Annotated in this window: 22 protein-coding genes; 16 read left to right on the top strand and 6 right to left on the bottom strand. The window is 63.2% G+C overall.

Going from position 1 to position 22,127, the window contains the following annotated elements; all coding sequences use genetic code 11:
* Positions 1-11: 11 nt before the first annotated feature.
* From AC1D1B_RS16700 to rpsI, 3 genes are all read left to right on the top strand, one after another.
* Positions 12-413: an SRPBCC family protein gene (locus AC1D1B_RS16700; RefSeq protein WP_027037041.1), complete on the top strand. Its 402-nt coding sequence runs from the start codon at positions 12-14 to the stop codon at positions 411-413.
* Between the two features lie 291 nt (positions 414-704).
* Positions 705-1,169 carry a 50S ribosomal protein L13 gene (rplM, locus tag AC1D1B_RS16695; protein WP_477333587.1) on the top strand — a complete coding sequence of 155 codons (465 nt, stop codon included), beginning with the start codon at positions 705-707 and terminating at the stop codon, positions 1,167-1,169.
* A 1-nt stretch (position 1,170) separates the two neighbouring features.
* A complete protein-coding gene (gene rpsI, locus AC1D1B_RS16690; protein WP_023669408.1) occupies positions 1,171-1,653 on the top strand; it encodes a 30S ribosomal protein S9 in 483 nt (160 codons plus the stop codon).
* A 268-nt stretch (positions 1,654-1,921) separates the two neighbouring features.
* Here rpsI and AC1D1B_RS16685 read toward each other — a convergent pair whose 3' ends face one another.
* Positions 1,922-2,821: a LysR family transcriptional regulator gene (locus AC1D1B_RS16685; RefSeq protein ID WP_477333586.1), complete on the bottom strand. Its 900-nt coding sequence runs from the start codon at positions 2,819-2,821 to the stop codon at positions 1,922-1,924.
* 91 nt (positions 2,822-2,912) lie between these two features.
* Here AC1D1B_RS16685 and AC1D1B_RS16680 point away from each other — a divergent pair, with 91 nt between their 5' ends.
* The gene (locus AC1D1B_RS16680; protein ID WP_477333585.1) at positions 2,913-3,782 is read left to right on the top strand and encodes an aldo/keto reductase family oxidoreductase; all 870 of its coding nucleotides are present in this window, start codon (positions 2,913-2,915) and stop codon (positions 3,780-3,782) included.
* Between the two features lie 214 nt (positions 3,783-3,996).
* Here the strand turns inward: AC1D1B_RS16680 and AC1D1B_RS16675 are convergent, their stop codons facing one another.
* The gene (locus tag AC1D1B_RS16675) at positions 3,997-5,049 is read right to left on the bottom strand and encodes a glycerophosphodiester phosphodiesterase family protein (protein WP_477333584.1); all 1,053 of its coding nucleotides are present in this window, start codon (positions 5,047-5,049) and stop codon (positions 3,997-3,999) included.
* A gap of 245 nt (positions 5,050-5,294) precedes the next feature.
* Here AC1D1B_RS16675 and speB point away from each other — a divergent pair, with 245 nt between their 5' ends.
* The 3 genes from speB (at position 5,295) to AC1D1B_RS16660 (ending at position 8,156) form a co-directional block, all read left to right on the top strand.
* The gene (gene speB, locus AC1D1B_RS16670) at positions 5,295-6,296 is read left to right on the top strand and encodes an agmatinase (protein WP_477333583.1); all 1,002 of its coding nucleotides are present in this window, start codon (positions 5,295-5,297) and stop codon (positions 6,294-6,296) included.
* A gap of 29 nt (positions 6,297-6,325) precedes the next feature.
* A complete protein-coding gene (argC, locus tag AC1D1B_RS16665) occupies positions 6,326-7,252 on the top strand; it encodes an N-acetyl-gamma-glutamyl-phosphate reductase (RefSeq protein ID WP_477333582.1) in 927 nt (308 codons plus the stop codon).
* A gap of 64 nt (positions 7,253-7,316) precedes the next feature.
* A complete protein-coding gene (locus tag AC1D1B_RS16660) occupies positions 7,317-8,156 on the top strand; it encodes an aminoglycoside phosphotransferase family protein (protein ID WP_477333581.1) in 840 nt (279 codons plus the stop codon).
* A 21-nt stretch (positions 8,157-8,177) separates the two neighbouring features.
* Here the strand turns inward: AC1D1B_RS16660 and AC1D1B_RS16655 are convergent, their stop codons facing one another.
* Positions 8,178-9,338: a COX15/CtaA family protein gene (locus AC1D1B_RS16655; RefSeq protein ID WP_477333580.1), complete on the bottom strand. Its 1,161-nt coding sequence runs from the start codon at positions 9,336-9,338 to the stop codon at positions 8,178-8,180.
* A 152-nt stretch (positions 9,339-9,490) separates the two neighbouring features.
* Here AC1D1B_RS16655 and AC1D1B_RS16650 point away from each other — a divergent pair, with 152 nt between their 5' ends.
* Positions 9,491-9,706 carry a DUF2842 domain-containing protein gene (locus AC1D1B_RS16650; protein ID WP_142868027.1) on the top strand — a complete coding sequence of 72 codons (216 nt, stop codon included), beginning with the start codon at positions 9,491-9,493 and terminating at the stop codon, positions 9,704-9,706.
* 39 nt (positions 9,707-9,745) lie between these two features.
* Here AC1D1B_RS16650 and AC1D1B_RS16645 read toward each other — a convergent pair whose 3' ends face one another.
* Positions 9,746-10,804, bottom strand: coding sequence for a polysaccharide deacetylase family protein (locus AC1D1B_RS16645; RefSeq protein ID WP_477333579.1), 1,059 nt, complete (start codon positions 10,802-10,804; stop codon positions 9,746-9,748).
* A 92-nt stretch (positions 10,805-10,896) separates the two neighbouring features.
* Here AC1D1B_RS16645 and AC1D1B_RS16640 point away from each other — a divergent pair, with 92 nt between their 5' ends.
* Complete coding sequence (locus tag AC1D1B_RS16640) at positions 10,897-12,126, top strand: GNAT family N-acetyltransferase (protein WP_477333578.1); 1,230 nt, start codon at positions 10,897-10,899, stop codon at positions 12,124-12,126.
* A 3-nt stretch (positions 12,127-12,129) separates the two neighbouring features.
* Here the strand turns inward: AC1D1B_RS16640 and AC1D1B_RS16635 are convergent, their stop codons facing one another.
* Positions 12,130-12,843: a GntR family transcriptional regulator gene (locus AC1D1B_RS16635; RefSeq protein WP_477333908.1), complete on the bottom strand. Its 714-nt coding sequence runs from the start codon at positions 12,841-12,843 to the stop codon at positions 12,130-12,132.
* A 263-nt stretch (positions 12,844-13,106) separates the two neighbouring features.
* On the opposite strand from AC1D1B_RS16635, the gene AC1D1B_RS16630 reads away from it, so the two are divergent.
* The 6 genes from AC1D1B_RS16630 (at position 13,107) to AC1D1B_RS16605 (ending at position 18,931) form a co-directional block, all read left to right on the top strand.
* Positions 13,107-14,195 (top strand): ABC transporter ATP-binding protein, encoded by a 1,089-nt coding sequence (locus AC1D1B_RS16630; protein WP_477333577.1) that lies wholly within the window; start codon positions 13,107-13,109, stop codon positions 14,193-14,195.
* 34 nt (positions 14,196-14,229) lie between these two features.
* Positions 14,230-15,519: an ABC transporter substrate-binding protein gene (locus AC1D1B_RS16625; RefSeq protein ID WP_477333576.1), complete on the top strand. Its 1,290-nt coding sequence runs from the start codon at positions 14,230-14,232 to the stop codon at positions 15,517-15,519.
* Between the two features lie 91 nt (positions 15,520-15,610).
* On the top strand, positions 15,611-16,522 hold the full coding sequence (locus AC1D1B_RS16620; RefSeq protein WP_477333575.1) for an ABC transporter permease: 912 nt from the start codon (positions 15,611-15,613) through the stop codon (positions 16,520-16,522).
* A 1-nt stretch (position 16,523) separates the two neighbouring features.
* Positions 16,524-17,342 (top strand): ABC transporter permease, encoded by an 819-nt coding sequence (locus tag AC1D1B_RS16615; RefSeq protein ID WP_352460127.1) that lies wholly within the window; start codon positions 16,524-16,526, stop codon positions 17,340-17,342.
* Between the two features lie 2 nt (positions 17,343-17,344).
* Positions 17,345-18,091 (top strand): aspartate/glutamate racemase family protein, encoded by a 747-nt coding sequence (locus tag AC1D1B_RS16610; RefSeq protein WP_477333907.1) that lies wholly within the window; start codon positions 17,345-17,347, stop codon positions 18,089-18,091.
* Positions 18,092-18,094: 3 nt separating this feature from the next.
* Complete coding sequence (locus AC1D1B_RS16605) at positions 18,095-18,931, top strand: GNAT family N-acetyltransferase (protein WP_477333574.1); 837 nt, start codon at positions 18,095-18,097, stop codon at positions 18,929-18,931.
* A 150-nt stretch (positions 18,932-19,081) separates the two neighbouring features.
* Here AC1D1B_RS16605 and AC1D1B_RS16600 read toward each other — a convergent pair whose 3' ends face one another.
* Positions 19,082-21,292, bottom strand: a complete 2,211-nt coding sequence (locus AC1D1B_RS16600) for a GumC family protein (RefSeq protein WP_477333573.1) — start codon at positions 21,290-21,292, stop codon at positions 19,082-19,084.
* Between the two features lie 265 nt (positions 21,293-21,557).
* Here AC1D1B_RS16600 and AC1D1B_RS16595 point away from each other — a divergent pair, with 265 nt between their 5' ends.
* Positions 21,558-22,121, top strand: coding sequence for a polysaccharide biosynthesis/export family protein (locus tag AC1D1B_RS16595; protein ID WP_181060702.1), 564 nt, complete (start codon positions 21,558-21,560; stop codon positions 22,119-22,121).
* Positions 22,122-22,127: the final 6 nt, after the last annotated feature.

Below are 22,127 nucleotides of genomic sequence, written 5' to 3'. Positions count from 1 at the left end.
GAGGTGCAAAAATGGGATCAGTTATCAGGGAAATGATAGTCGACGCATCGCCTGAGAAGGTCTGGCAGACCGTCGGCAACTTCGCCGAAGGGCCGCGACTGACAACGCCAGATATTTTCGTGGATTGCCGGTTGATCGAGCCCGACTTGCGGCAAATGACCTTCGCCGACGGCAACGTCGTGCGGGAGAGGCTTATAGCCCGCGACGAACAGGCACGCCGCATCGTCTGGGCGTGGGAAGGAGAAGAGGTTTCGCACGACAACACCTCCATGCAGGTCTTTGCAGAGAACAATGGACGCAGCCGGTTGGTGTGGATTCATGACACCTCGCCGGACGAGCTCTGCGGCTGGCTTGCCGCCGCGATGGACCAAATTGCGCCGGAGATCCGTCGCTCGCTCGAAAGAGCCAACTGAAGACCGGACCGGTCAAAGAACGTTCCGGCCATGCTCCCGGAGCGTTCTTTTCTCTTGGTATTATAATACCACATCGATAACCCATTGTTTTTGCATAACCTTTTAGGAATACTCCAGAAACTTCAGCCTTGACGCGCCCCCTCGCCCTCGCCTATAAGCCCTCACGAAGCAGCGGCCCGCAAAGGCCGCCGTTTTGTTATTGGCGGCGGGCAAGTGCCTTGTCACCAATCCAAGCAACAAGAAACGCCTTCTCCATCATTTGGGGTAGGTCCAAACCGAAAGCAGAAATCCATGGCAACCTTTTCGCAGAAGCCTGCGGATGTGGTGAAGAAGTGGGTGCTGATCGACGCCGAGGGTCTCGTCGTCGGCCGTCTCGCCACTGTCATCGCCAATCATCTTCGCGGCAAGCACAAGCCGACCTTCACCCCGCATGTCGACGACGGCGACAACGTCATCGTCATCAATGCCGACAAGGTGGTGTTCACCGGCAAGAAGTTCACCGACAAGGTCTATTACTGGCACACCGGCCACCCAGGCGGCATCAAGGAGCGCACCGCGCGCCAGCTGCTCGAAGGCCGTTTTCCCGAGCGTGTCGTCGAGAAGGCCGTTGAGCGCATGGTCCCGCGTGGCCCGCTCGGCCGTCGCCAGATGAAGAACCTGCGCGTCTACGCAGGTGCCGAGCATCCGCATGTCGCCCAGCAGCCCGTCGTGCTCGACGTGGCCAAGCTGAACGCCAAGAACAAGAAGGTCGCATAAGATGGCTGAGCTTTCCTCGCTCGCAGAACTGGGCGCCGCCACCGGCAATACCAATACCCAGCCGGCGGCCCCCGTCCACGTCCAGAAGCTCGATAAGTCGGGCCGCGCCTATGCCACCGGCAAGCGCAAGAACGCCATTGCGCGCGTCTGGGTCAAGCCGGGTTCCGGCAAGATCGTCGTCAACGACAAGGAATTCGCGACCTATTTCGCGCGTCCGGTCCTGCAGATGATCCTCAACCAGCCGATCATCGCCTCCAACCGCGCCGGCCAGTACGACATCGTCGCCACTGTCATCGGCGGCGGCCTGTCCGGCCAGGCCGGTGCAGTTCGTCACGGCATCTCCAAAGCGCTGACCTATTACGAGCCGGCACTGCGCGCCGTGCTCAAGAAGGGCGGCTTCCTGACCCGCGACAGCCGCGTCGTCGAGCGCAAGAAGTATGGCAAGGCGAAGGCTCGCCGCAGCTTCCAGTTCTCGAAGCGCTAAGCGCTACGAAACGTCCATATCGAAAGGCCGCCTCCGGGCGGCCTTTTCTTTTGAGTCTCGGCAGTCACCCCACCCGCGCCTTCGGCGCGACCTCCCCATCGAGGGGAGGTAGGGGGTCACGGCAGTTTCGCCGCCCGAACAATCCACAATGGTCCAGCTGATACCAAGCCAATCGCCCGACTGAAGGGCGCGGCACCCTACCTCCCCTCGATGGGGAGGTCGGCGCGCAGCGCCGGGTGGGGTGATGGCGCCGGCCTCGGTTCAAGTCTCAATACTTGCCGGCTTTGACGAAATCGATAAACGCCCGTAGCGGCGCTGGCACCAGGCGCCGGCCAGGATAATAGAGGAACGGCCCGGGAAAACTCTGCCACCACGGTTCGAGCACCGGCTCAAGGGCGCCGCTCTCGAAATGAGGGCGAAGCCAGCCTTCGAAGAGAGCGATGATGCCGCTGCCGGCGATGGCCGCATGAACGGCAAGATCGCTCGCGCCGCCGATCCGCACGATCAACGGCCCCGTCGTGTCGACCCGCACCACCTCGCCGTCGCGCTCAAACTCCCACGGCAGCATTGCTCCGCTGGCAAAGCGGCCGCGCAGGCAAGCATGGCCAAGCAGGTCACTCGGATGCTGCGGCCGGCCATGGCGGTCGAGATAGGCAGGGCTGGCGGCTGTGGCGAAATGCTGGACGCGCGGGCCGATCGGCACCGCAATCATGTCCTGTTCCAGCCGCTCGTCGTAGCGAATGCCGGCATCACACCCGGCCGCTAGCACATCGACAAAATTCTCGTCGGCGATCACCTCCAGCCGAATACCGGGGTAGGCGGCGAGGAACCCCGGGACGATGTCGGGCAGGATCAGCCGCGCGGCGCTGACCGGCACGTTGAGACGCAACGAGCCCGCCGGCCGGTCGCGAAAGCCATTCACCACGTCGAGGGCCGCCTCCACCTCCGACAGCGCTGGGCCAAGCCGTCCGAGCAGGCTGAGGCCTGCTTCGGTCGGAACAACGCTGCGCGTCGTGCGGTTGAACAGCCTGACGCCGAGCTGCGTCTCCAGGCGGCGCACCGCCTCGCTCAAGCCCGACGCGCTGCCGCCGCTGGCGCGCGCCCCTTCGCGAAAACCGCCGGCACGCGCCACCGCCACGAAGGCGTTCAGATCGCCAAGGTCCATCATTGTTCGCCATTCCGCACAAGCTGTGCGGAATGTAGCTGATTATCCCAAGGTTGAGCAGCGCCTATCTTCGCCTGCTCAAAGGAGATCGACCATGTCCACCATCCAAAAGTCCGGCACGTTCACCCTCGGCAGCCACACCGTGAAACGGCTCGGCTATGGCGCCATGCAACTTGCCGGCCCCCACGTTTTCGGTCCGCCGAAGGACCATGACGCGGTCATAGCGGTGCTGCGCGAAGCGGTGGCGTCGGGGGTCAACCACATCGACACCAGCGACTATTACGGCCCGCATGTCACCAACCAGCTGATCCGCGAAGCGCTGGCGCCCTATCCGCAAGACCTCGTCATCGTCACCAAGATCGGCGCACGGCGCGGCAGCGATGGCTCATGGCTGCCTGCCTATTCGGCCAAGGAATTGGAGCAAGCCGTGCACGACAATCTCAGGAATCTCGGGCTTGAGGTGCTGGATGTCGTCAATTTGCGCATCATGTTCGGGATAGGCCCGACCGAGGGCTCGATCGAAGCGCAGCTGACCGCACTCGCTGAACTGCAACGCAAGGGGCTGGTGCGCCATATCGGCCTGAGCAACGTCACCCGCGCGCAGGTCGAGGAAGGCCGTGGGATCGCCGAGATCGTCTGTGTGCAAAACCAGTACAATCTGGCGCACCGGGATGACGACGCACTGATCGATGAGCTGGCGCGCGACGGTATCGCCTACACGCCCTTCTTCCCGCTCGGCGGCTTCAGCCCGCTGCAGTCGTCGACCTTGTCGGATGTGGCGGCGCGGCTTGGCGCCACGCCGTTGCAGGTTGCGCTCGCCTGGCTGCTCAAGCGCTCGCCGAACATCCTGCTGATCCCGGGGACGTCGTCTGTCGGGCATTTGAGGGAGAACCTGGCGGCGGCGGAGCTGGAGCTCTCGGAGGATGTGTTGAGGGAGCTGGATGGCGTGGCGAAGGCAGCTTGAGATTAGCCAATCTCCCCCCAAGTGGGGGGAGATTGCCGGCAGGCCAGAGGGGGGCGCGAAGGATCCCCAGCCTCTCGTCAAACCCATGTCAGAAATTGACGCCAAAGCAATTTCAATTTAGCAAAAAATTGACTGATAGTCCGGCGGGACAGCGCCCCCCTCTGCCCTGCCGGGCATCTCCCCCACAAGGGGGGAGATCAGCAGCTTCCCCGCTCTAATTGATACTCGCCGTATTCGCCGGCACGGCCGGCTTTGCCTCATCGGCATAAGGCACGCGAAACCCATTTGCCGCCAGCCAGCCAATCGCCGCCTTCGGTTCGTCGGTCTGGATGATGGTGGCGCCGCGTTCGGCCCAAAAGCCGTAGGTCTCGGCCGGCAGGCTGGCCTGCACGGCAAGCTCGTCGCCGCGGCCGCCGGAGAGGAAGCCGCCCGGCTTGTTGACGATGGCGTAGGTGTCGGCCCAGATGTGCCAGCCGCCCCGCACCGACATCGCCCGCATGCGCGTGCTGAACAGTGGTCCGCCGGTCTGCGTCAGCGTCTGCGCCCTCGCCCGCCAGTTGATCAGCTCGATCGCGCCGGGCGCAAAAGCCTTACCGACCTTTTCGGCAAAGGCAGCGTCATGCACCGCGTCATCAGCGATGATAGGCATGAACTGGAAGCCGCCGCCGATGGCGTCCAGCGTCGCCTTGACGGTGTCGATCCGCTGCTGGTTCCAGAGGTTTTCCTTGACGATCACCTGTTCGGCCATGCCGAGGTCGCGGGCGATAGCGATCATGCCAGGCAGCGCCTGGACATCGAGCTTGTTGTCGAGATTGATCAGGATGCGATCCCTGGTCGCCAGCAGCATTTCGCGCAGCGTGGAAACCGCCTCGTCGGTGACGGCACCGGTGCCTTCGACCACCAGCCTGCAGCGCTTGAGTTCGGCCAGCGTGTAGTTGACCACCTCGCCCTTGCAAGTCGTGGTGCGGTCGAGCCAGCTGTCGTGCATGACGACGAATTCGCCGTCCTTCGATCGCCTGATATCGACCTCGACGATCTCGGCGCCCATAGCGATCGCGCCTTCGACGGCGGCAAGCGAATTCTCGGCATAGAGCGTCTTGCCGGCCTGCATGCTGCCGGCACGGTGCGCGGCGACCATGACATGGTCGCGCCACTGGTTGGCATGTTCGAAGCGGTCGAGAATCTGCCGGGCGCGGGTTTCGCTCGCCGAGGCCTGGCCGGTGAAGGCGCCAAGGGCTGCGCAAAGCAGAAGGCATATGGTCCGCATCGAGAATCGCTCCTTGCTGGATCGACCCGGGGATAGGCGACGTCAGTGACAGGCCGGTGAACGAAGCCGGCTAGTGGATTGTCGCGCCGCTGCAACAAAGTCGTGCTGAAACCATGTCGGCAGCGCGCCGGAGCGGAGTTGGGAAGGCAGCCTGTAGAGCGCTGCGGCGTTTCGCCAAGCTGTGACTGGCATCTTGCGTGCCGGTTCTGTAGTTGTGGCAGCCCGATGAACAAAGAGGACCCATAATGGCGAACCAGAACATCGACAACGCCTTCACCGCCCGCTCCAAGACGGGGGCATCCTTCGAGCCTACCTATGCCGGCGCGCTGTCGTTCATGCGGCGCAAATACACCAAGGATGTGAGGGGCGCGGACGCAGTCGTGTGGGGCATTCCCTTTGATGCCGCCGTCACCAACCGGCCGGGCGCGCGCTTTGGGCCGCAGGCGATCCGCCGCGCCTCGGCGATCCTCGACAACGACCCGCAATATCCGTTCTCGCGCGACCTGTTCGAGCATCTGGCTGTCGTCGACTATGGCGATTGCCTGCTCGATTCGGGCAACCACCAGAAGACGCCGGGCACGATCGAACGCGAAGCGGCAAAAATCCTGAAGTCGGGCGCTTTCCTGTTGTCGCTCGGCGGCGACCATTTCGTCACCTGGCCACTGCTGAAGGCGCATGCCGCCATCCATGGGCCGCTGGCGCTGGTGCAGTTCGATGCGCATCAGGACACCTGGCCGGATGACGGCAAGCGCATCGACCACGGCTCCTTCGTCGGCCGCGCCGTCAATGAAGGCATTATCGATCCCGACCGCTCGATCCAGATCGGCATCCGCACCCATGCCCCCGATACGTTCGGCATCAAGATCCTCTACGGTCACGAGATCGAGGAGATGCGGGCGTCCGACATCGCCTATGCCATCGTCGACCGCACCGGCGGCAGGAAAACCTACCTGACCTTCGACATCGACTGCCTCGACCCGGCCTTTGCGCCCGGCACCGGCACGCCGGTTGCAGGCGGACCGTCCTCGGCGAAAATCCTGTCGACGCTGCGCCAGCTCGGCCAGGTCGATATTGTCGGCGCCGACGTCGTCGAGGTTGCGCCGGCCTATGATCACGCCGATATAACGGCGATCGCCGGTTCGATGGTGGCCATGCATTATCTCGGACTGGTCGCCGAGCGAAAAGCACGGGCGGAAGACTTAAACAACGGCAACCATGGCGCGGCGAACCACGGCCAAGGCATATAGGTTTGAGTTAGCAGGGAATTGACGGGCACATGAAACCGAAAATCTTCATCGACGGCGAACACGGCACCACCGGCCTGCAGATCAGGGCGCTGCTGGCCGAGCGCGGCGACCTCGAGATCATCTCGATCCCGACCGAGCGCCGCAAGGAAACGGCGGCGCGCGCCGAATTCCTCAATGCCGCCGATGTCGCCATCCTGTGCCTGCCGGATGCGGCCGCCAAGGAAAGCGTTTCGCTGATTGCCAACGACACCACCAAGGTGATCGACGCCTCGACGGCGCATCGCGTCGCCGAGGGCTGGGAATATGGCTTTGCCGAACTGGACAAGGGACAGGCGAAAATCATCGCAAATGCGAAGCGCGTCGCCAATCCCGGCTGCTGGCCGCAAGGGCCGATCGCGACGCTGCGGCCGCTGGTGGCGGCAGGCCTGCTGCCGCCGGATTTCCCGATCACGGTCAACGGCATTTCGGGCTATTCGGGCGGCGGCCGGCCGATGATCGAGGAGTATGTCGCTCAGGGCGAGGATGCCTCCGAATTCCTGCCCTACGGGCTGACCCTGCAGCATAAGCACGTGCCGGAACTGCGCACCTATGCGAAGCTGTCGCATGATCCGATCATGCAGCCGGCGGTCGGCAATTTCGCGCAAGGCATGATCACCGTGGTGCCGCTGCAGCTCGGCGGCCTCGATTATGTGCCGGCCGGTGCTGACCTGCACGCCGCGATCGCCGACCATTTTGCCGCAATAGAAGGCGGCGTGGTCGAGGTGGCGCCTTACGCGCATATGGAGCGGATGCCGGAGATCAATCCGGAGGTCTATAACGGCACCAACCGCATGAAGGTCTATGTCTTCGCCAACGACGACAGGGCGCAGGCGCTGCTGATTGCCGTCTATGACAATCTCGGCAAGGGCGCATCGGGTGCGGCCGTGCAGAACATGGACCTGATGCTCGGTCTTTAATTCAGTTGGAGAGAGCATGATGTTGCCCGAAAACCGCTTAACACTTTTCGGCATCATGCTCTGAATGGAAGCGCCGGCATTTCCAAACCGCTGGAAGGTCAGCGCGCCCGAACTTATTGATGAGACTTTTTCAAGCCGCATCTGGAAGGTGCGGCTTGAGGACGGCTCGCCGGCCATCGTCAAGGCGCTAAAACCGTTTGACGATGTCGAGGACGAGTTGCGCGGCGAGCACTATCTCGCCTGGCGGCGCGGCGAAGGTGCGGTGCGGCTGCTTGGCCGTGACGGCCACCGCATGCTGCTCGAATATGCCGGTGACACCTTGCTGTCCGAGGTTCTGAACAAAGAGGGCGACAACGCTGCCACGGCAATCGCGGCCGAATTGATGGCGCGGCTGTTTTCGCCCTCAAAGCACCCTGTCCCGTCGGACCTGCAGCCGCTGCGGGCGCGGTTTGCCAGCCTGTTCAAAAAGGCCAAGACCGATCGCAACGCCGGAGAGCGGAGCCTCTATGTCGAGGCCGCCGAAATCGCGGACCGGCTGCTCGATGCCCCGCACACGGTCGCGCCGCTGCATGGCGATTTGCATCACGACAACATCCTGCATGGTACGCGTGGCTGGCTGGCGATCGACCCGAAGGGCGTGCTCGGCGATCCCGGCTTCGACGCCGCCAACATGTTCTACAACCCGCTCGAACGCGACGACCTCTGCCTCGATCCGGAGCGGATCGCGCATATGGCGGAAGTCTTTGCCAAGACGCTCGGCCAGACACCGGCCGCCATCCTCGACCACGCCATCGCCTATGGTTGCCTGTCGGCCGCGTGGCACCATGAGGACGAGAATGAGGTCGACGAGAACCGTGAACTATCGGTCGCTGAAGTGATCCGGAAGGTGCGGCTCAGCTTCTGACCCCGGCGCGATCACATCATACTAGATGTAACGAGGCAGGTCGTTTGCAATATAGATTATTGCTACGATCAAGACGCCGTAGACGATGTATCTGCGTTTCATGGGCGGCCGCGTCGGCAGCGGATAGGCGCCCTTGGTGCCGCGCCAGTGTGCTGCGGCAAACCCTAAAAGGACCAGCGCGAAGGCCTGATGCGTCAGCGCCATGTGCAGCGGTACCTGCATCAACAGCGTGCCGATGCCGATCGATGCCTGCACCACAACGAGCAGGAACAGCAGCGTCGCGCGCCGCGCATGCGTCGTGCCGGGCAGGCGCCGGCGTGTCGCGATCATATGCCAGAGCGCCACGGCGAAGACTGTGTAAGCGCCGATCCGGTGGATGAACTGGACCGTCTTCGGATTCTCGAAAAAATTGCGCCAGGCCGGTTCGAGCAACAGCAGGTCGGACGGGATCACCTTGCCGTCCATCAGCGGCCAGGTGTTGTAGCTCAGGCCGGCATCGAGCCCGGCGACCAGGCCGCCGAGATAGATCTGGACGAGCGCCAGCAGCACGATGAAACCGGCCAGCCTTTGCGTCGACCGGTCGGCGGCGGGTTCCGAATGCGGCGCCAGTCCGCGCGCGACCACCATGGTGGCGGTGAAGATCAGCGCGGCAAGGGTCAGGTGTGTCGCCAGCCGGTACTGGCTGACGGAGACCCGGTCGATCAGGCCGGAGGCCACCATCCACCAGCCGATGGCGCCTTGCAGGCCGCCGAGCAGCAGAATGCCGAGCAGTTTTGGCCCAAGGCCACGTTCGATGCGCCGTGTTGCCCAGAAGATCAGAAGCGGCAGGCCGAAGACGAGGCCGACACTGCGCGCCAGAATGCGGTGCACCCATTCCCACCAGAAGATCGACTTGAAGGCGTCCAGGCTCATGCCCTTGTTGAGCTCGGCATATTGCGGGATTTTTTGGTAGAGCTGGAATTCTTCCTGCCACTCGGCGTCGTTGAGCGGCGGTATCACACCGTGGATGGGCTTCCACTCGGTGATCGACAGGCCGGAATTGGTGAGCCTGGTGGCGCCGCCTACCAGCACCAGCGCAAACAGCACAAGAAGCACGACATAGAGCCAGCCGCGCACCAGCGCCCGATTGTACAGGGCGCGGTCGCGATCGATGTAGGGCGCGGCAGCTGATATCGCAGCCATGGATCTGTCCCGGCAGGTTGACGTGGCGAAGTGGTGAACCATCGCAACCCGGCTGACAAGACCGGGCGGCGCGGCACGCCGTCGCGCCGCAAGTCACAGGTTGCACAGGCGCCCGGTTGGGCCTAAGCGAAGGCGATCAACGAGAACGCCTCATGCCCATCCGCCTGAAAAAGCTGATCGGAACCTTCCTGCTGGTGGCGCTGGTCATCATCTATGCGCTGGTCGCGTCGATCATAGCGGTGGCGCAGCTGTCGGAATCCGGCCCGCTGGTGCATTTTCTGTTCTTCCTGTTCAGCGGCCTGTTCTGGGTGCTGCCGGCGATGGGCATCATCAAATGGCTGATCCTGGAGCCGCGGCCGAAAGGCTGAAAGCGGGCCATTTGCAGGCCGGCTGAATATCAACACAGCCTAGATCGTCACCACCATTTTGCCGGCATTGGCCAGCGGCGTCGTTACGCCCGACAACATGGTGCGGATGTGGGCGACGCTCTGGTAGCGGCCATTCACCGAAATGCGCGGCAGCGCGTGCAGGAAGCCGGCGTGCTCGGCATGCAGCACGCCGTGGCGGGTGGTAACCGCCGAGGCATAGCCGGCATCGCGGGCAAAGCCCACTTCGCGGCAGCCGACAGCGCTGGCGTAGCCATAGGGGTAAGCGAGATGGCGCGGCTCTTCGCCCAGCTGTGCCTGCAGCTGGCGCCTGACGTCACCGATCTCATGGCGCGCATCGGCTTCGTCAAGCCGCTTCAGATTGCGATGGTTGACCGTGTGCGCGCCGATCGTCACCAGCCTGTGCCCGGCCATGGCGCGTATGTCGTCCCAGGTCATCAGCGTGCTTGAGCGCAAGCCGTCGAGTTCGATGCCGTTCGAGCGCGCGAGATCGCGAAGCACGGCGCGCTGATCCTCCTCGCGCACCTCGAGCGTGAGATAGGCGTGCAGGCGCGCATTGGCCTGGAGTTTTTTGCCGTGGCTCGAACAGTCGATCGTCGCCGGCCCCTTCGGCGTCGCCAGCGTCAGCCGGTCGCGTGCGTTGACGATGTCCTCGACGACGTCCCACCACAAATCGGCAGTGCCGTCGATCAGCCCCGGCGCGACATAGATGGTGATCGGCGCGTCGTGCTTTTCCAGCACCGGCAGCGCCTCCGTCATGTTGTCGCGATAGGCGTCGTCGGCGGTGATGGTGGCGAACTGGCCGTCCTTGCCACCGGCCTTGATGCGCTCGATCGCCTCGTCGAGCGTGACGAAGGCATAACCCCTCGCCTTCATGTCGGCGACCACAGCATCGAGGAATCGCGGGGCGATGTTGAGATGGCGGTTGACGCCGTCGGGCTTCTCCGGCGTGGCGGTGACCCGGTGCAACATGAGGATGGCGCCAATGCCGCCGACAAAGGGCTTGGCCAGCGGTGCAAGGCCGGTAAAGCGGGCGATGTTAAGCGCCAGTTTCCGAACTGCCTCCCCGCCGTCGATCATTCATTCACCTTTTGCGCCTAGGCTCAATCCAAGCACGGAACGCGCCGACGCGAACTCCCTGATCGCGACGAATACGCCTTAAGGATTGAGGTATGGTTGACGCAACCGCGTCTTTTGACGGCAATCGACTCGCCGCAAGCAAGGCGTCTGCGCGCGCAACGGCTGCCGACCAGACGAGCATGTCGGTGTCGATCGCCGACGCTGCCGCACTCGCTTCCTACGGCGAATTCTGCCATTCGGCACTGTTTGCGCCGGCGCAGAGCGCAGCCTGGGTCAGCGCCTGGACTTCGCAGGCCAATCCCGATGCCGTCGTCGCCACGCTGAAAATCGAGGACAGGCCGGTCTTTGCACTGGCACTAGAAATCACACGAACTGGTCCATTCCGTGTCGCCCGTTTCATGGGCGGACGTCATGCCAACGGCAATTTCGCCGCCGCCGATCCGAGTTGGCTGGCGAAGGCCGATGCCGGGGCGATCCGTAGGCTGGTGACGGCGATCGGCAAGGCGCGTCCCGATATCGACCTCGTTGCGCTGGAAAGGCTGCTGCCCGACCTCGACGGCGTTGCCAATCCGCTCGCGACATTCTCCAATTTTGCCAGCCCCAATTTGTCGCTTGCGGTCAACCTCGATGGCGGTTTCGATGCGCTGCTGTCGCGTGCAAGCGGCAAGCGCAAGCGCAAGAAGCACCGTTCGCAGACGCGCAAGTTCGAGGCTGTCGGCAGCCATCGCCGCATCGAAGCGCGGACCCCGGAAGACGTGAACAGGCTGCTCGACGGTTTCTTCGAGATGAAGGAATTCCGCTTCCGTAAAATGGGCATCGCCAATGTCTTCGGCGAGCCGGAGGTGCGTGCCTTCTTCCGCACCCTGTTCACCGACGCGCTCACCGAAGAAAAGCCGTCCTTCGTGCTGCATGGGCTCGAAGTCGCCGGCAAGCTGCGCGCCATCACCGGCTCGAGCCGCTCGGGCAAACGGCTGATCTGCGAATTCGGAGCCATCGCCGAGGACGATCTCGGCCACACCAGCCCCGGCGATTTCCTGTTCTTCGACAACATCCAGGAAGCCTGCGAGACAGGTTTTGAAGTCTATGATTTCTCGGTCGGCGACGAGCCCTACAAGCGGCTCTGGTGCGATATCGAGAGCCAGCATTTCGAGGTGCTGGTGCCCCTGACGCTGAAGGGACACGCCCTTGCGTCGGCGCTGCGGCAAGGCGCGCGGGCGAAAGCCTTCATCAAGAATAACCCGACGGTCTGGAAGCTGACCAAGATGCTGCGCCGCAAGGCTGCCGGACAGGCAGCGCCCGCGGCCACGGAAGACGAAAGCTAGCCGTCAAAAATTCAGAGCCTCGCGGAGCGCTGGACCGGCCCTGACTCGCAGATCGAGATCTGCTTCTATGTGGTCGATATGGTGCAGCATCAGCCGGCTTGCCAAGCCGGAGTCGCCGCTCTCCAGCGCGCCGACAATTTCCGTGTGCTCGCTGTGCCCACAGGCCGACACGCCAGACCGTCCGTAAAGGGCAATCACCAACGACGAACGCGCCACCAGTTCCTCCATGAAGCGTTGCAGGATGGCGTTGCCGGCGACGGAGGCGAGCAGCAGGTGGAAATCGCCTGATGCCTTGATTTCTGAGCGCCGCGCGGTCGGGCCGCGCTCGGCGATGAAGCGACCTTCCTCGTCGAGTTGTGCCCTGAACGCAGTAAGGTTGGCCGCGGTCACGCGCCCGCAGGCAGCGATCGCGATGCCCGGCTCGATCAGCCGGCGGGAGGCGAACACCTGGCGCGCTTCCTCGGGCGACGGGTTGGCAACGAAGGCGCCACGGTTTCGCTCGGTACGCACCAACCCCTCGAACGACAGCATCTGCAGCGCCGCGCGCGCGACGGTGCGCGAGACGTCAAACAGCGTGCCGACCTCGCCTTCCGACAGCTTAGTGCCTGGCGCCAGCCGGCGGTCGACGATGGCGTCGCGCAGATTATCGCGGATCGCCTGGGCGCGATCCTGATTGGCGCTATCGGCTGCGGAATAGATCTGATCGGCAATGTTCATGGCGATGATGTTCCCGGCCCCTTCTAGCGCGACTCGTCCCCGCCGCACGAGAGACAAAGTGAACACGAAGGCAAAAAAGATTGCATACGATTCTTGTGCAGATCGCGCACAATCGCCCATAATTTGTGCAATGCACAAGGCAGCCAGCCAGATAGGCAGCAATCCGGAAACCTGATTTTTCAGACAATTCAATCGCTTGGCCGCTCGCCCCCGAACTGGCACGCATGATGCTTTGGTTAATGCGACCAAACGGGGAAGCCTGAATGTCAAAAGCCGCCGAGATCGACATCGTGTCCGTTTCGAAAGTTTACGGAATGACGACCGCCGTCGAGGCCATCAGCCTAAAAATACCGGCAGGCACCTATTGCTGCCTGCTGGGTCCCTCCGGCTGCGGCAAGACCTCAACACTGCGCATGATCGCCGGGCATGAAAGCATTTCATCGGGCGATGTCCGCCTCGGCAACACCGTCGTCACCGACCTGCCGCCGGCCAAGCGTGGCACGGCGATGATGTTCCAGTCCTATGCGCTGTTTCCGCATCTCGACCTCATCGACAATGTCGCCTTCAGCCTGAAGATGAAGGGCGTCGACAAGGAACAGCGCCGCGCCAAGGCGCTCGACATGCTCAAGCTGATGCAGATGGAAGCCTATGCGACGCGCCGGCCAGCGCAGCTTTCCGGCGGCCAGCAGCAGCGCGTGGCGTTGGCGCGGGCGCTGATCACCGATCCCGAGGCGCTGCTGCTCGACGAGCCGCTGTCAGCGCTCGACCCGTTCCTGAAGATACGCATGCGCGCCGAACTGAAGAAATTGCAGACCTCGCTCGGCATAACCTTTGTCCACGTCACCCACAGCCAGGAAGAGGCCATGGCCTTGGCGGACCTGATCGTGGTGATGAATGACGGCCGCATCGAACAGGCCGCGCCCCCGCGCGAGGTGTTCGAGCGGCCGGCCACCGCCTTCGTCGCGCGCTTCATGGGCGACCACAATGTCATATCCGGCCGGGTCACCGGCGAGCGTGACGGCATGGTCGTATTCGACGTCAATGGCGGCGGCTCGCTCGCTGCCTGCGGACGAGGCCAGGAAGCGGGAGCCTCGATCGACATCGCGATCCGCACCGACCATGTGCGCATCGGCGAGCCACCCTCGCCCGGCCTCGGCTTCACCGGCATCGTCTCCAACATCGAATATCGCGGCGCCACGGTGAAGCTGTCGATCACCGGCGCCGGTATCGACGATTTCACCGTCATCATCGACGACTCCGACTTCTTCGCCCGACCCGTCGCTCTTGGCGACGCCGTACCGCTCGCGTGGGATTCCGAGGACGCCATCGTCCTCGGGCGCCTTCACTCATGAATTCAACGAAGCAAAACAAAACAGGGGAATAAGCATGACAAACACTATAGAAACCAAGACTGGCATTTCGCGCCGCTCGCTGCTCAAGACGGGTGCCGCCGCCGTCGGCCTCGCCGCAGGCTCGGGCGTCATCACAGGCTTCCCGACCATCTGGGCGCAGTCCAACATCACGCTGCGCCAGTTCGGCACCGGCGTGTCGAACCTCAATGCCATTGCCGACAAGTGCAAGGCCGACCTCGGCATCACGCTGGAAATGACGGCGACCGATTCCGATGCCGCGGCCCAGCGCGCCGTGACCCAGCCCGACAGCTACGACATCGCCGACATCGAATATTGGATCTGCAAGAAGGTGTTCCCGAGCGGCGTGCTTCAGCCGATGGATGTCAGCAAGTTGAAATATTACAACGAGCTGGTGCCGCTGTTCAAAACCGGCAAGCTGACTCCGGATAGCGTCATCGCCCAGGGCACCGCGCCGCACACCGTCGGCTATGTCGAGGCGCAGGACTCAAAGACCTTCGCCAAGGCGCCGACCAACTGGTTCACCATGGTGCCGACCATCTACAACGCCGATACGTTGGGCATCCGGCCCGACCTCGTCGGCCGCGACATCACCACCTGGGCCGACATCATGGACCCGGCCTTCAAGGGCAAGACAGCTATCCTCAACATTCCGTCCATCGGCATCATGGATGCGGCCATGATCATGGAGGCCACCGGCAACATCAAATATGCCGACAAGGGCAACATGACCAAGGAAGAGATCGACAAGACGATCGACTTCCTGATCAAAGCCAAGCAGGCCGGCCAGTTCCGTGCCTTCTGGAAGTCGTTCGACGAGAGTGTCAACCTGATGGCATCGGGCGAAGTGGTCATCCAGTCGATGTGGTCACCGGCCGTCGCCGCCGTGCGCTCCAAGGGCATCGCCTGCCGCTTCCAGCCGCTCAAGGAGGGCTACCGCTCGTGGGGCGGTGGCCTGGGCCTCGCCGCCCACCTCAAGGGCGCCGAGCTCGACGCCGCCTATGAATACATCAACTGGTATACGTCGGGCTGGGTCGGCGGCTATCTCAACCGCCAGGGCTACTATTCCGCCAATATGGTCTCGGCCAAGAAGTTCATGTCCGAGGACGAATGGGGCTACTGGATCGAGGGCAAGCCCGCCAAGGGCGAGATCAAGGCACCGGATGGCACCGTCATGGAAAAGGCCGGCGCCGTACGCGACGGCGGCTCGTTCGAAGAACGCATGGGCAAGGTCGCCTGCTGGAACTCGGTCATGGACGAGGACCGCTACATGGTGAAGCGCTGGAACGAGTTTATCGCGGCGTAAGGGAACAAGCAGCGTCCCTCCTCTACCCCTTCTCCCGCTTCTGGGAGAAGGGAACGCGGCTCAGGCCGCATCGCCAAACCCGAGAGCATTGATGACAGTCGCGCTCGAACGCCCCGCCATCGCCGCCGCCAATCCCAGCAAGCGCCGCCGCTTCACGCTCGGTGCCGTCACGCCTTATTTGCAGTCAGCGCCGCTGGCGCTCATCCTCGGTGCGTTCCTGCTGCTGCCTATCATCATGATCGCCGTCGTGTCTTTTTGGGATTACGACTTCGCCGCCATGTATCCGGATTTCCTGACGACGAACTATTCCGACGTGCTTGGCTCCTGGGTGACGTGGAAGACCTATCTCAACACAATCAAATTCGCGGCCATCGTCTGGGCGCTGACCTTGTTCATCGGCTTCTGGGTCGCCTATTTCCTGGCCTTCCACATCCGCACCACGGCCATGCAGATGGTGCTGTTCCTGGTCTGCACCGTGCCGTTCCTGACCTCCAACATCATCCGCATGATCTCGTGGATCCCGGTTCTTGGCCGCAACGGGCTGATCAACTCGACGCTGGTGCAGCTAGGCCTGGTGCCAAAACCCATCGAATGGCTGCTCTATTCGGAATTCGCCGTGGTGCTGGCCATGGTGCATCTCTACACGCTGTTCATGGTAACGCCGATCTTCAACACGTTGATGCGCATCGACCGCTCGCTGGTCGAGGCCGCACGCGATGCCGGCGCGTCCGGCTGGCAGGTGCTATGGAACGTCATCATCCCGCTGGCCAAGCCCGGCATGGCGATCGGCACCATCTTCGTCGTCACGCTGGTGATGGCCGATTTCTCCACCGTGCAGGTGATGTCGGGCGGCCAGAGCGCGTCGGTCGCACTGATGATGAAGAACCAGATGTCATTGCTGCAATATCCCGCAGCCGCTGCCAATGCCGTGGTGTTGCTGGTGTTGGTGCTGTTGATGGTCGCCGGCATCCTGCGCATCGTCGACATCCGCAAGGAGCTTTGAGGTGAGCCACGAAAAACGCACCCTCGAATTCTATGTGCTTGCGGCCTTCTTCACTCTCTTCGTCCTGTTCCTCTACGGCCCGCTATCGGCAATCCTGATCCTTTCTTTCCAAGGCGAGACCGGCGGCCTCACCTTCCCGCTCAATGGCGTGTCGCTGCACTGGTTCGCCAATCTGTTCGAGCGCCAGGCGGTCGGCGATTTCGGCGGCAGCTTCAAGCGCTCGCTCGTGCTCGGCCTGATGGTGATGATCGTCACCGTCGTCGTGTCGCTGCTCGCAGGGCTCGCTTTCCGGCAAAAATTTCGTGGCGCTACCGCGCTGTTCTACCTGGCGGTCGCCAGCCTCGTCGTACCCTCGATCATCATTTCGTTGGGCATCGGTGTCGTCTTCCAGCAGGTCGGCTTCCGCCCGGCCTGGTACACCTCAGCCTTCGGCGCGCACCTGACCTGGACCTTGCCTTTTGGGGTGCTGATCATGTTTGCCGTCTTCAACCGCTTCTCGCCCGCCTATGAGGAAGCCGCGCGTGACCTGGGCGCCAACTCCTGGCAGACCTTCGCCCATGTCGTGCTGCCGATGATCGCGCCGAGCCTGATCGGCGTCGGCCTGTTCGGCTTCACGCTCTCCTATGACGAGTTCGCCCGCACGCTGATGACGTCGGGCACCTTCAACACGCTGCCGCTCGAGATCTACGGCATGACCACCAATGTCACGACGCCGGTGCTCTACGCACTGGGCACGGTGACCACCGTGTTCTCCTTTCTGGTGATCCTGGCCACACTGGGCGCCATCCTCTATGTCGGCCGCAGGCGGGCCAGGGTTTGATTGTGCAGATACTGGTGGTGAACCCCAACACGACGGCGAGCATGACTGAGACGATCGCGGCGGCGGCGCGCGGCGTTGCCGGCGCCTGGACCGAGGTGATCGCGGTCACCTCCTCGATGGGTCCGGCCTCGATCGAGGGCTATTATGACGAGGCATTGGCCGTGCCCGGTCTTTTGATGGAGATCGCCGCCGGCGAGCGTGCCGGGGCGCAGGCCGCCATCATCGCCTGCTTCGACGATACCGGCCTGGATGCGGCACGCGCCATGGCCTCCATTCCGGTCATCGGCATCTGTGAGGCCGCGCTCAGTGTCGCCTCGTACATTGCCCAGCGCTTCACAGTCGTAACGACCACCGAACGCTCGCGTGTCCCTGTCGAGGGGCTGGTGCAGCGCTACGGCATGGCCGGGCGCGCCCGCGTGCGCGCCGCCGACATTGCGGTCCTTGCACTTGAAGATCCGGCGTCGGGCGCCGTCGAGAAACTGCGCGGCGAGATTGCCCGTGCCATTGAGGAGGACCGCGCGGAGGCCATCGTGCTCGGCTGCGCCGGCATGGCCGACCTCGCCCACCAATTGCAAGAGGAGTTCGACCTGCCGGTCATCGACGGCGTCGGCGCGGCGGTCAAGCAGGCCGAGGCGCTGATCGCCTTGGGGCTGTCGACCTCGAAGCGCGGTGCCTATGCCAGCCCGCTGGCCAAGTCCTACCGCGGCGTGCTGAAATCCTTCTCGCCCGGGACTATCGCCGCGGAGTGAGCCATGAAGCCGACCATCCGTGCGCTATCGCTGCAAGAACTGGCCGTTCTAATCGACTGGGCGGCCGCCGAAGGCTGGAACCCTGGCCTTGACGATGCCGCCGCGTTTCAGCCAACCGACCCTGAAGGCTTCATCGGCGCCTTTGTCGGCAACGAGTTGGTCGCAGCCATATCGGCTGTCGCCTATGGCGGCAATTTCGGTTTCATCGGTCTCTACATCTGCCGACCAGATATGCGCGGCCAAGGCCATGGCAAAGCGGTCTGGAGCGTCGGCATGGCCAGGCTGGCCGGCCGAACGGTCGGCCTCGACGGCGTCGCGGCGCAGTTGGCTAACTACCGGCGTAAGGGATTCAGGCCGGCTTACGAAACCATCCGCTTCAGTGGCCGTACCGCGATCCCACCCGTCCGAAGCGAAGGGGTGCGCATGATAACCACGCAACTCGTGCCCGACATCATCGCCTATGACGCCCGCTGTTTCCCCGCACCTCGGCGAGCCTTCCTGCACCGTTGGGCGCAGCCACCGCATTGCGGGTTCGCCGCGATCAGTTCACTTGGTACTATAGGTTACGCCGTGGCTCGTCCCTGCCGTTCGGGTTACAAGATCGGCCCGCTGTTTGCCGACGACACCGAGACCGCGATGCAACTCTTGGGCGGTCTGGCTGGTGCATGCGAAGGCGGCGAGATGCATATCGACGTTCCAGCCGACAATATCGATTTCACGACCGCGCTTGCAGCGATTGGTTTCAGGCCGACCTTCACCACCACCCGCATGTACAAAGGCCCGCCTCCGAAGGTCGACTCGCGCCGAATATTTGGCGTGACGACCCTGGAGTTAGGGTAGATCCCGGCGCAGCCTGACAGGCTTGGCCAGGCGCTTGCGTTTCTTCACGCCGCGCAGCTGACAGCTTTGGTTTTTGGGAGCCCGCGCGCAATGGACGATCGACTCTGCAAGAAACTGGTGGGCGCCGCCTAAGTAGAAGTGTCTGATGGCTCAGGCGGCGCTACGTCGTCCCGGCACGGGGTTTCCCGGCGTCTCATGGCCTACCGGCGTCACCAGAGTGAGGTCGGGATAGCCGCTTTCGATCAACTTGACGGCGGCCTGCGCCACCTCATCGTCCGCTTGCAGCATGGAGAGGAAGACCTCGGTGCTGTCGCCGACCAGTCGGCTGATACCGTTCGCGTCGGCCGGTCCGCATTCGACAATGACCAGATCATAGGCGGTGGTCAGCGACTGCATGATGATCGGCAGCCGATCGGCGGCGCGCATGGCGCGAACCGGGTCGGCGGTGCCGACGGGAACGACATGGCAGTCCGAATAAAGGTCGGCGTGGATGACATCGCTGAACTGCGCTTCCGAGGCCAGCAGATTGGTGATGCCGGCGAAAAGTCCGCTGTCCAGCATCGGCCGCGAGGCGGCGCCCGATGCAGTCAGGTCGAGCAGCAGCACGCGCAGGCCAGCGTCGGAGACTTCGCGCGCCACCAGCACTGCCGAGGCCGCGGCCTCATCGCCCTCAGGCGACACGAAGATGGCACGCGCCGCGCCGCTGGCGATCAGCTTTTCGGCGGCCTTCTCGACATCGATCTCGCCAAGGCTGGAGCGCACCGGTTCGGGTTCGGCGTCCACAACCGCTGCTTCTTCCAGCGCTGCGGGAGCCGGCTCGGGCTCAGGCTTGAGCTCCAGCTCGGATTCCATGTCCGTCGGCCGATCTTCCGCCTCCTCGGTCGCTGCCGCCGGTTCCGGCTCGACGACCGGCGCCGACATGGCCGGCATCGCAACCTGTTCGATGCGCTCGAAGCGAGCGCCGGGGGCCGGACGCATGGCGCGGCCCGAAAACAGCTCCTGCAAAAGCGTGATGACCGACATCAGCAACAGCGAGCCGACGAAAGCAGCGCCGACGATCGGGACAAGTTTGGGGAAATAGGGCTCCGAAGGCACGCGCGCCGCGGAAAACACACTGGCATCGACCGGAAGATAATTCTTGCGCGAGGACACTTCGCGAAAACTTGTCATATAGGATTCAAGCTGCTGGCGCCGGACGTTCGCCTCACGCTGCAGCGCATCCAGCTGGACCTGCTCCTCGCCGGCGCGCGACGATGCCGCCTTCAGCTTGTTGACGTCCGAGATGAGCTGGTTTTCGCGCGCCTGGGCGGTCTGCGCCTGCGTCAGCAACCCGCGCATGACCTTTTGCGCTTCGTTGCGGATCTGGCCGTCGAGATCGGCTAGCTGGGACCTCAGCGCCCGCAGACGCGGGTGGTTGTCGAGCAAGGTTGTGGAAAGATCGGCGATGTTGGTCCTGAGCTCGATCTGACGCTCACGCAGCCGCTGAATCAGGTCGGAAGACAGAACTTCCGGTACAGCGTCCAGCGAGCCGCCATTCTGCAAGGCCTGGCGCACCCTTTCGGCAGTCGCCTCGGCCGAGGCGCGGTTGGCGCGCACACGCGACAGTTCGGTCGACAGTTCGGACAATTGCTGTGTCGCCAGCACCGAATTGTTGCCGCCCATCAACAGGTCCGACTGGGCGGACCGGAAGGCCGCGACCTTGGCCTCGGCATCCCTGACCTGCTTCTGCAACTCGTCGATCTGCGGCCCCAGGAAGGCGGTCGCGGCGGCGTTCGACTTGGTTTTGGCATCCGCCTGATAGGCCATGTAGGCCTTGGCGATGGCATTCGGAATGTCGGCGGCAAGCCCGCGATCTTCCGAGGAAAATTCGACGGCGATGGCGCGCGTCTTTTCCACGCCATAGACATTGAGCTTGTCGCGCATCTTCGTCAGCACGCGCTCTTCGAGAGGAATCTCGTCCGGGTCACTCTTTAGCCCGGCAATGACCAGAAGCCGACTCACCGGCGACATGCCGAGCGCATCGTTGAATTCGGGCTTGTTGTCCAGATGCAGATCGCCAGCCACCTTATTGAGAATGTCGGATGAGGAAATGACCTGGACTTCGGTTGCAACGCCTTCCGGGTCGAGCACAGGTTTGTCGTCTTCATTGGTGCCGGCAGGCCGCGTATAGGCCGATTCGCTCGGCTGGATTTTCAGCTGCGTCGTCGCCTTGTAATGCGGCGTGGCAAGCCAGGCGAAGGCGAAGGCGAGACCGGTGACGATGAGCGTGACCACAAGGATGCGCAGCCAGTTCCTCGCCAGACTGGCGAAGAGCTGTCTCAGGTCGACATCGACATCTGCGGCCGCGGACTGAACGGACATGCATTCCTGCTCCGGAACATGAGTCTAGATGTTACCGTAAACAACTATGGTAACTCAGCCGTTAAGATCGCGGTAAGCACCCGTTAGGGTTTGCTGACACCAGGTAAACAAAGGCCGCGAAACTACTCGGCTTTTTGTCGATTGCCGCCAAATCGGCCGCATCCCTTTACCGGCCATTAACCCTAACAGGATGATAACAAACCCAGATCCTTAAGATTTGCCGCCGCGCCATGGCGGCCACAGCGACGAAGGTGTGTGTCCGATCATGAAAAGCGCTGCTGGTCTGTTTCGCGCTCTGCTGGCCGTGTCGATGCTCGCCGGCTGCTCCAGCTACCGGCCGACGCCGGCGGCTTTCCATGAGGTACTCGACCAGCCCTACCGGCTCGGCGCCGGCGACCGTGTCCGCGTCACCGTGTTCGAGCAGGACGGGCTGACCAATACCTACAGCGTCGACCAGTCCGGCTACATGTCCTTCCCGCTGGTCGGTGCTGTGCCGGCACGTGGCCACACGGCCCAGCAGCTGGAAAAAGAGCTCGCCGACAAACTGCGCCAGGGCTATCTGCGCGACCCCGACGTGTCGGTCGAGATCGACCGTTACCGGCCGATCTTCGTCATGGGCGAAGTGGGCGCCGCCGGCCAGTATTCCTACGTGCCGGGCCTGACCGTGCAGAAGGCGATTGCGATTGCCGGCGGCTTCTCGCCGCGCGCCAACCAGGAAAGCGTCGACATCACCCGCGACATCAACGGCAAGGTGATGACCGGGCGGGTGGTTACCTCCGATCCACTGCTGCCCGGCGATACCGTCTACGTTCGCGAACGCCTGTTCTGACATCAA

This window comes from Mesorhizobium sp. P2_C5_2, assembly GCF_056404535.1.
Note: the sequence above shows the minus strand (reverse complement) of the source record. Positions and strands in the feature narration are given on the sequence as shown.